We start from the raw sequence: 9277 nt of genomic DNA on the forward strand, positions 1-9277 counted from the left end.
GGAGCTGTACGTCGCGGCCTTCGAGCGGGTGGCGGGTGGCGACGCAGTCGGCGACGCCGTCCTCCGTGAGGTGACGGAGGCTGCGGCTGACGTCGGGATCGAGCCAGGATCGGGCGAGGCGCGCGAGCTCGCTGCGCGGCTGGCCGAGGTCGATCTCGGTGACTGATCGCCTGCGGGCCGTGCCTGCCTGGGCGTGGCTCGTCGCGATCGTCGCGCTGTCGTTCGCCGTCCGCGCGTGGCTCGCACGCGGAATGCTCGGGCCGTTCATCATGGTCGACGAGCTCATCTATTCGGAGATGGCGAAGAGCTTCGCCTCCGGCCTCGGCTTCGCCGTTCGTGAGCTCCCGGTAAGGGGTTACGGGGCCGTGTATCCGATCCTTATCTCGCCGTCGTATGCGCTCTTCGGTCGCATCCCCGAGGTGTACGCCGCTTTGAAGACGATCAACAGCCTCGTGATGTCGCTTGCGGCCGTGCCGGCGTACCTGCTCGCGCGCAGGGTCGTCTCCAAGTGGCCGGCGCTCCTCGCAGCGCTGATGGCGGTCGCGGTTCCTTCCATGGTCTACACGGCGACGGTGATGACCGAGAACGCGTACTACCCGATCTTCCTGTTCGCCGCCCTCGCGCTCGTGGCGCTGCTCGAGCGTCCTTCGCTCGGGCGGTACGTCGCGTTCTTCGCCGCTCTCGGCCTCGCATACCTGACACGATCGCAGGCGATCGTGGTCGCGGCCGCCGCCGTCACGGCGCCGCTCCTGCTCGGCCTCTTCCGCCGCGGTGCGTTCCGGGCGACCGTGTGGACGTACCGGTGGCTGTACGTGACGTTCGGTGTGGCGGCGGCGACCGGCTTTCTCGGGCAAGTTGCCCGCGGAAGGCCACTGAGTGCGCTGCTCGGGTCGTATGCCGTCGTCGGTCAGGCCGAGTACGACGTCGGGAAGTCGCTCCACTTCGTCGTCTATCACCTCGCAGAGCTCAACCTCTACGTCGGCGTGATTCCGGTTGCAGCCGCGATCGTCCTCACGGCGCGCGCCCGCTCGCTGGACGAACCGCTCAAGGTACTGCTCGCCGGCTCGATCGCGCTGGTCGGCTGGACGGCCATCATCGTTGGGACGTTCGCCTCACGGTTCGCCGATCGCATCCAGGAGCGCAACATGTTCGCCCTGGCGCCCCTGCTCGTGATCCTGTTGCTCGCGTGGGTCGAGCGGGGAGCTCCTCGGCCCCGGATCCTCGGACCGGTTGCTGCCGCTGCGGCGGCACTCCTCGTGCTCGCCATCCCCTTCGACCGCTTCGTGACGACCTCGGCCGTCTCCGACACGCTGATGCTGCTCCCCTGGTGGGCGATCCAGATCAACACGCAGATCACCTGGCTCGAATGGCTTGCGTTCCTCGGTGCCGCTGTCTTCGCCGCTGCCTTCGCGATCATGCCTCGCCGCTATGCGCTCGTCCTCCCGCTCATCGTGCTCGTGTACTGGATCGTCGCATCCCGCCCGATCTGGTTCGGGCCGTACCCGTACGGAGTGCGGCAGGCCGGGGCCGGTGCGCTGTTTCAGGGGATCCGCGGCGTCGAGCGCGACTGGATCGACCGGGCCGTGCCTGCAGGCTCCGACGTCGCGGTCCTCTGGACGAGGCGCAGCGACCGGTTCACCGTCAACCAGAACGAGTTCTTCAACCGCCGGGTCGGGCAGGTCTACTACACGGTCGTCCCGAGCGACGGAGGCGTCGGGGAGTTGCCTGTGTCTGTCGACGGGCGCACCGGCATCGTCAGGCTCGAGGGAGGTCGGCCGGTACGGCCGGGATACATCCTCACGGACGGGTCCGTCGAGCCGGACGCGCGACCCATCGTGCGCGATCCGCTGCTCGGGATGACGGTCTGGAAGGTCAACGGCCCGCTCGTTCTCGCAAGGACGACGACGACCGGGCTCTACCCGAACGACACCTGGTCAGGCCCCGTCGTCACGTGGTCCCGCGAGCACTGCCGCGGCGGCACGCTGACCGTCTCGCTCTCTGGCGACGCACAGCTCTTTCCCGACGGCAACACGGTGTCCGCATCCGCGGGCAGACGAGTTCGTGTCGTCCCGAACGAGGTGGCGAAGCTGCGCGTGCCGCTCACACAACGGAAGGGGACCTGCACCGTTCGGTTCGACGTGTCGCCGACCGCGATCCCGAGCGAAGTGATCCCGGGGAATACGGACGATCGCGTACTCGGAGCTCACTTCAACGCGTTCGCGTACGAGCCCCGATGAGGATCGTCGTCGACGTCTCGCCGCTCTCCCACCCGCCGACCGGGATCGGGAACTACATTCGCGGCTCGCTCGCGGGCATCGTCGCGGCCGCCGGTGAGACGCACGAGATCGTCGCCTTTGCACCGACGAGCCTGAAGGGGCCGGGCCGAATCCGGGCGGCTCTCGAGCCGACTCCGATCGAGACGAGACTCTGGCCGCTGCCCGCCTCGCATGCAGCCCGGACCGCCTGGAGCATTCTCGGGCATCCCGCCGCTGAACGGCTGCTCGGATCCTTCGATGCGCTCCTGCACACCGACTGGATGACCCCGCCTCAGCGGGGCGGCCTGCGGGCGACCACGATCCACGATCTCAACCCGCTCCACCATCCGGAATGGTGCACGCCCCGAACGATCGCGATGCATCGACGCAAGGATGCCGACGCAGCGAAGACCTGCGACGTGATCTTCACGAACTCGCGCTTCACGGCCGAGGACGCCACGGAGACTCTCGGGATCGAGGCCGAACGTCTCGTTGTGGCGTACCCCGGTGTCGGACAGGAGTTCGTTTCCGAAGGGGAGAAGACGTCGTTCAATGGGCCGTATGTGCTCGGTGTCGGAACGCTCGAGCCGCGGAAGAACCTCCAGCGTCTCGTCGACGCGTGGCGCCTGCTCGATGGCGAGCACCGGCTCGTCCTCGCCGGTGGCGCGGGGTGGGGTGAGCAGCAGGGCCTCGATGATGCCGGAGTCGTGCTCCCTGGCTACGTCTTGGCCGACGCGTTACCGGCGCTGTACCGTGGCGCCGCGGTCTACGTGTTCCCATCGCTGTTCGAAGGGTTCGGGATCCCGATCGTCGAGGCGATGGCGAGCGGAACCCCGGTCGTCGCTTCGAATCATCGATCGCTCGACGAGGCGTGCGGGCCAGCCGCTGTCCGCGTCGACCCGATGGATCCCGAGTCGATTGCGGCAGGCATCCAGGAAGCCGTCGCCCGCCGCGACGAGCTCGTTCGAGCGGGGCTCGAGCACGCTGCCCAGTTCACCTGGGCGGCGACAGGAGCGACGATGCTCCGGGCGTTCGTCGAGAGAGGCCTCACGTGAAGGTCGGCATCGACGTCTCGCCCCTCGTCCAGACCGGTGCCGGCACCGCTCGTCACCTCCGTGGGCTCCTCGGTGCGCTCGAGGGTCGCCCTGGACTCGACCTGCGCAAGCTGACCTTTGGAGGCGCGAACCGTGCGGGAACCGTGTTGCGGGACACCGCGTGGTACCCGTTCGGCATCGCACGGGCCGCTCGCGACCTCGAAGTCCTGCATTGCGGGACGATGCGTGTCCCCGTGCGCGCCCGGCCCGCGGTGGTCGCCACGGTGCACGACGTCGCGGTTCTGCGGTATCCCGAGGCGTTCCCGCGGTGGCATCGGCATACGGGCCAGCTTGCTCTCCGTCAGGCCGTCCGCACCGCGGACGCCATTGTCGCGGTCTCGGCTTTCACCCGGACGGAACTCGGGGAAGTCCTCGGTGTCCCGGCCGACCGGGTTCGCGTGATCGGGAACGGTGTCGACCCCGTCTTCACAACAGACGGCCCGGCTGAGGAGGGCGATTACGTTCTCGCCGTCGGGACGCTCGAGCCTCGGAAGAATCTCGCGCGCGCCGTCGAGGCTGGGAGGCTCGCAGGCGTCGACGTTCGCGTCGTCGGCGCGACCGGATGGGGCGGCGTCCACGTCCCGGGTTGGGTCGGCCGCGTCGAAGACGATGCTCTGGCAGCGCTCTACCGCGGTGCCCGGTGCCTCGTCTTTCCGTCACTGTACGAGGGCTTCGGGATTCCGATCCTCGAGGCCATGGCGTGTGGAGCACCGGTCGTCACGAGCAAGGGCGGCGCAACGGAAGATATCGCCGGGGGCGCGGCCGTCCTCGTCGACCCGCTCGACGTGGAGGCGATAGCAGCGGGAATCGTGGAGGCGCGGGCGCGTCGCTCCGAGCTCGTCCAGCTCGGGCTCGAACGGGCCGCCGCGTTCACGTGGACGCGAGCCGGGAATGCGCTCGAGGCGCTCTGGCGGGAGCTCGTATGAGTCTCCGTCTCGTCGTCGTGGATGCCGATGTACTCGGCAGAAATCGCACCGGAGACGAGAAGTACGTTCTTAATCTCCTGCGGGAACTCCCCGTGCCTGCGGCTGCGGCCGGCCTCAGGATCGCGGCGGTGACACGGCATCCCGAGCTCGTTCCCGACGGCGTCGAGCCGATCGAGCTCGGTACCCGGAGTCAGGAGCTCAGGATGTCGTGGACGTTGCCGCGCCTCCTGCGCAGCGAGGAAGCGGCGCTCGTCCACACGCAGTACGCGCTCCCGCTTCGCCTCCCTTGCCCCGCTGTCGTGACGATTCACGACCTCTCGTTCGAGCGGGACGCCACGCTCATGAGCCGTCGTGACAGGCACATCTTCCGCCTCGTCGTTCCGAGGGCTGCCCGCCGAGCAGCAGGGATCCTCACCGTCTCCGAGCGGTCGAAGCGTGACATCGTCGAGCTCTACGGCATTCCAGCCGAGAGGATCGTGGTCACGCCGAACAGCGTCGATCCCGTGTTTGTGCCCGGAGAAGGTGGGAGCCGCGACTTCGTCCTCGCGGTCGGCGCCGTTCAGCGCCGCAAGAACCAGCTCGTGGCGCTTGCTGCCGCGCGCTCCGTGGGTCTGCCGCTCGTCGTCGTCGGCCCTGAGCGGGACTCGGCTCTGGCACGGGAGTTGCGCGAGGGCGGTGCGACTCTGCGAGGACATGTCTCGATCGAAGAGCTCGCGACGCTCTACCGCGGAGCTGCGTGTCTCGTCCAGGCATCGCTCTACGAGGGGTTCGGCCTCCCCGTGCTCGAGGCGATGGCGAGCGGGACGCCCGTCGTGGTCGTCCGTGACGAAGCACTCGTCGAGGTGGCCGGTGGTGCCGCCGTCGTCGTCGACGGCGCCGAAGGTCTCGTCGACGGAATCCGCCGGGCGATCTCTGATCGCGAGATCCTTGTTGCCGCCGGCCTCGAGCGCGCTCGATCCTTCTCGGGGCGTGCGGCAGCTGAACGAACCGTCGCGGTCTACCTGACGGCTCTCGCATGACGACGGTCTCCGCCGTCGTGGTTTCGCACGGTCACGCCGCGGAGCTGGAGGTCTCGCTGGCTGCCCTTGCCCGTCAGGTGGACGAGATCGTCGTCGTCGCCAACATCCCGGGCTCTGTGGGCACCGTTCCGGAGGGCGCGCGGGTGATCGAGAACGCGAGCCCGCGGTGCCTCGCCGCGAACGTCAATGCCGGAATCGCAGCGACGGTGGGAAACCACGTCCTCTTCAGCAATCCCGACACCGTTCCCGGCGAAGATGCGGTTGCGCGCCTTGCCGCGTTCATGGAGTCGCGGCCGAGCTGCGGTATCGCTGGGCCTCAGATGCTGTGGCCCGACGCGACGTGGCAGCCCTCCCGTCGGCGCTTCCCGACCGTGTCGGGAACGATCGTCCGTCGGACGCCTCTGCGCCGCTTCTATCCGCCCTACGAACGTCAGACCGACCACTACCTCCTCGCCGAGCGTCCGACCGAGCCCGTCGAGGCAGACTGGATGCTCGGTGCGTTCCTCCTCCAACGCCGCACGATGCTCGAGGAGCTCGGTGGTTGGGACGCGGGCTATCGCCACTACGTCGAGGACATCGACCTGTGCTACCGCGCCATGCGCGCGGGCTGGGAGCGGTGGTACGTGCCCGCTGCCGTCGTGACCCACGCCTACGCAGCTGTGATCGATCGCCGGTTCCTTTCGCGCCACACGCTCTGGCATCTCCGAGGCATGGCTCGCTACGCGCGCAAGCACCCGGAGGCGCTCGTCGCGCGACGCTGATCGTCGAGCGGCATGTCACGCAACGTCGAACGAAATGATCGTTGCGGGACACTCCACTCCATTGTTGACTGCGGGAGTGCGGCGTTTTACAAGAATGCTGTTCCTGTCAAACGTCGTGAGATGCCGTACTAGGGCTCGGAGATGATGCCGAGTTGGGCGCCGAGGTAGCGACGCTCGAAGCCCCTCGGATCCAGCACTGCCGGCTGGAACGGCGGTGTGATCGAGACCTTGACGTGGAACGGCCCACCGGGCGTGGGGATGGGGAAGGTGCGCTCGGCGCAGCTGTCGACGACCCATCCGTTTCGGGAGGTGACCTTGTCGATGACGCCGTTCTTCTGCTGCCCGAGCGCCATCGTCCCGACCTCGATCAGCACCCGGCCAGGTGCCCGTGGGCCGCAGAACGCCTTGCGCGAGAGAGTGACGAAGACGGTGCCGGGCCGGGACGACGCGTCGAAGCGGTTGTAGTCGGCGATGACCGTCTCCGCCGGCCCCACGCTTCCGATCCAGCCGTCGTCGAAGACGCCGCCGAGCGATTCCTTCAAGCGGAGGGGCTGATCGATCTGGATGAGCTGGAGCAGTCCATGCTCGGTCACCTTCGTTCCGACCAGCGAGAGCCCATTGTTGATGACGGCGTACTCGTACCCGACCCCGTCTACGAGGCGTCCGTCGGTTGCAATCAGATTCGGTGTGAGGACGGGGCCTGGCCCCCGAGCCGTTCCGTCGAGGCTCCAGACCTCTCGGATGCCGCGGTTCCAGAACTCCATCGACCAGCCGTCGTTCGGATCTGCGATCTTCTGACTGATGTACACGACGGGCTTTCCGCCGGTCGCCTCGTCGACCCAGCTCAGGGGCTTTGGCAACCCATCGAGAAACAGAGCCGAGAAGTCGTTCGAGTACTTCGCCGCGACTGTCTCGGCCCTTGCCGACCAGCCGATCGAAAGGATGACTGCCGCCACGACGATCCACGCGGCGACCCTTCGACGCCGACCGAGCAGCGCCGGTGCGAGGCCGACGAGAACCGAGACGGCAAGGAGTGCGTAGAGGAGTTGGTTGATCCCGTCGAGGCTGAGGTCGTAGTCCTCCTTGATCCGCGAGAGGATGGCAACCCCGGGAGCGTCGCCCTCGAGCCCGGCGAGGTTGATCGGCACAGAGCTGATCGCCCATGCCGTCAGGGCTGCTGCGATCGCGAGCGTCCAGGGGCGAATCGCCCGGGTCGCTGCGAACAGGGCGACGGCGATCATCAGGATGGGTGTGAGGTAGGCGAGGTTCCTCTCGGTGATCCGAGGCTCGAACGTCGCAGCCTGATACGTCCCCTTGATGGCCACGTAGGCCGTGAAAAGCACGACGGAGGCGACGAAGACGGAGGTGAACGCGGCGAGCCTCGGCGTTCGAGGAAGAGTCGAAGTGGGAGCGAGCATCCCGAGGCCGATCACGACCGGGAAGATCCCGAGCCCGATCGCGAGCGCACCCCAGGCCCACAACGCCTGGTCGAGCATCGTGCCGGGCCGCTCGAACGCGAGCGCAACCTCGGCTGAGCCGGAGCGGGCGATGAGTAGCGCGAGCGTGGAGACCGTCACGGCCCCGACTGCCATCCCGATCCGTCGGCTTGTCGAGGCAGCCTCGAGTCGGGCGCGACCCTTTCCGAAGCATGTGTACTGCACCCCGATGGCCGCGATCATCAGCGCCGGGACGACGATCAGCTGGTCGCGGACGAACGGAGCCACAACGCTCACGGCGACGGCCGCGAGGATGCTCCAACGCGTCGGGCTCGCGAGTGCGCGTGCACCGAGGTAGAAGCTCCCCGCAACCGCGAGATACGCGACCGGCTCTTGCATGACCATCGCCGTGTAGATGAACGACGGTGCGAGGACGGCACCGACGCCCGCGATCAGGGCGTACGGGCGGGGCATCAGCATGCGGGCGAGCCCGTAGGTCGGGAAAATCGCCGCGGTCATCATCAGGACGTTGAACGTCTTGACGGCGCTGTAGGCGGTCTGAAGGTTGTCAAACCACCAGAATGGCGCGATCAGCCACGGGAACAGCCCCGCGCCCCAGTACTCGACGCCGCGGCGCGCCGGCGTCCCGGTGTCGGCGATCGCACGCGAGATCTGCGCATACTCGAGCTCGTCTGAGAACAGCCACGGCGTCGGGTGCTTCGACGCCTGCCAGACGTAAAGGCTCGAGACCACGAGGAAGGCAAACAGGAGTGGCGCAGCGGCCAGGAGCCGATCTTCGAATGACTGCTGGGGAGTGGGGGTCTCGTTGGTCATGAGGTTACCGGGGGTGCGCTACGTCGTCTCCAGGAGCGGATCATCCGGAGTCCCGCCCGCTCGGCAAGGCGGCCGACGACGAGAAGCACGAAGCAGATGATCGCGTCGAGAACGAAGATCGTGGTCGGGAAGTGGCCTGGTGGCTGAGTGTTGGTCACGAAGAGGTACGCGACAAGCTCCGACGTGGCCACGGCGGCCGCTATCCTCACTAGGGTAGCGCCCTTCGAATTGCGCCGGTCCCGTCGATAGAGACCGAAGACGAACAACGCGACGTAGCGGCAGAACACGACGATCGGCAACGTCCAGATGAAGATGTGGCGCTGGATCTCGTTGCCGTTCCCCTCGATCACGATGACGTAGGCGGCGTAGAGCGAGGCGACCGTGAGCGCGCCGTCGACGAGCGTGTCGACGAGGAGCCCCGCGCGCGCGGAGAGCCCCGACTCGCCGGGTGCTGCGGCGACGTCCGAGAGAAAGGCGGCGAACTGCAGGAGCAGGGCGAAGGTGACGAGGACTCCGATCGTGGTGATCCTGCCGCTGTCGAGCACGGCGTAGGCGAGGCTCGTCAGACCGAGCGCTGCAGATACGGCAACGAGGAAGAACACGGCTCGGCGCTCCGAGAGCCCGCGGTAGACGAGACGATGCGACGTGTGGTCACGGCCACCTTGTGTCACCGAACGTCCCGAGCGGAGCCGAAGGGTCGTGACGAGCGTCGTGTCGAGGATCGGCACCGCGAGGATCAGGATCGGCAGGACGAGGGTCGCGATCGTCGTTCCTGCCTCCTTGTACGACGCCATCAGGCCGAGCGTGGCGAGAACGAGCCCGATCAGCTGGCTGCCGGAGTCGCCCATGAAGACCCGGGCCGGGCCGCTGAGCCGGAGGTTGTAGGGAATGAACCCGACGAGCGCAAGCGCGAGGCTCGTCGCGACGATGAAGATGTCGCGGTTCGGAGCGA

General features: G+C 67.6%; 7 protein-coding genes. 5 read left to right on the top strand and 2 right to left on the bottom strand.

Going from position 1 to position 9277, the window contains the following annotated elements; genetic code table 11:
- Nucleotides 1-158: 158 nt before the first annotated feature.
- The 5 genes from ABIR74_RS11405 to ABIR74_RS11425 are packed head-to-tail and all read left to right on the top strand — an operon-like array spanning nucleotide 159 to nucleotide 6055.
- Nucleotides 159-2237 carry a glycosyltransferase family 39 protein gene (locus ABIR74_RS11405; protein WP_348178183.1) on the top strand — a complete coding sequence of 693 codons (2079 nt, stop codon included), beginning with the start codon at nucleotides 159-161 and terminating at the stop codon, nucleotides 2235-2237.
- Nucleotides 2234-3310: a glycosyltransferase family 1 protein gene (locus tag ABIR74_RS11410; protein ID WP_348178185.1), complete on the top strand. Its 1077-nt coding sequence runs from the start codon at nucleotides 2234-2236 to the stop codon at nucleotides 3308-3310. The genes ABIR74_RS11405 and ABIR74_RS11410 overlap by 4 nt, the downstream gene beginning before the upstream one ends.
- Complete coding sequence (locus ABIR74_RS11415; protein ID WP_348178187.1) at nucleotides 3307-4275, top strand: glycosyltransferase family 1 protein; 969 nt, start codon at nucleotides 3307-3309, stop codon at nucleotides 4273-4275. The genes ABIR74_RS11410 and ABIR74_RS11415 overlap by 4 nt, the downstream gene beginning before the upstream one ends.
- On the top strand, nucleotides 4272-5294 hold the full coding sequence (locus ABIR74_RS11420; RefSeq protein WP_348178189.1) for a glycosyltransferase family 1 protein: 1023 nt from the start codon (nucleotides 4272-4274) through the stop codon (nucleotides 5292-5294). The genes ABIR74_RS11415 and ABIR74_RS11420 overlap by 4 nt, the downstream gene beginning before the upstream one ends.
- Nucleotides 5291-6055, top strand: a complete 765-nt coding sequence (locus tag ABIR74_RS11425) for a glycosyltransferase family 2 protein (protein WP_348178191.1) — start codon at nucleotides 5291-5293, stop codon at nucleotides 6053-6055. The genes ABIR74_RS11420 and ABIR74_RS11425 overlap by 4 nt, the downstream gene beginning before the upstream one ends.
- A 128-nt stretch (nucleotides 6056-6183) precedes the next feature.
- On the opposite strand, the gene ABIR74_RS11430 is transcribed toward ABIR74_RS11425, so the two are convergent.
- Together ABIR74_RS11430 and ABIR74_RS11435 are read right to left on the bottom strand one after the other, a co-directional pair.
- Nucleotides 6184-8325 (bottom strand): hypothetical protein, encoded by a 2142-nt coding sequence (locus ABIR74_RS11430; protein ID WP_348178193.1) that lies wholly within the window; start codon nucleotides 8323-8325, stop codon nucleotides 6184-6186.
- Nucleotides 8322-9277 (bottom strand): MraY family glycosyltransferase (locus ABIR74_RS11435; protein ID WP_348178195.1); only part of this gene is annotated, 956 nt, incomplete at its 5' end. The genes ABIR74_RS11435 and ABIR74_RS11430, both read right to left, overlap by 4 nt.

The organism is Gaiella sp., assembly GCF_039915195.1.
GTDB lineage: Bacteria > Actinomycetota > Thermoleophilia > Gaiellales > Gaiellaceae > Gaiella.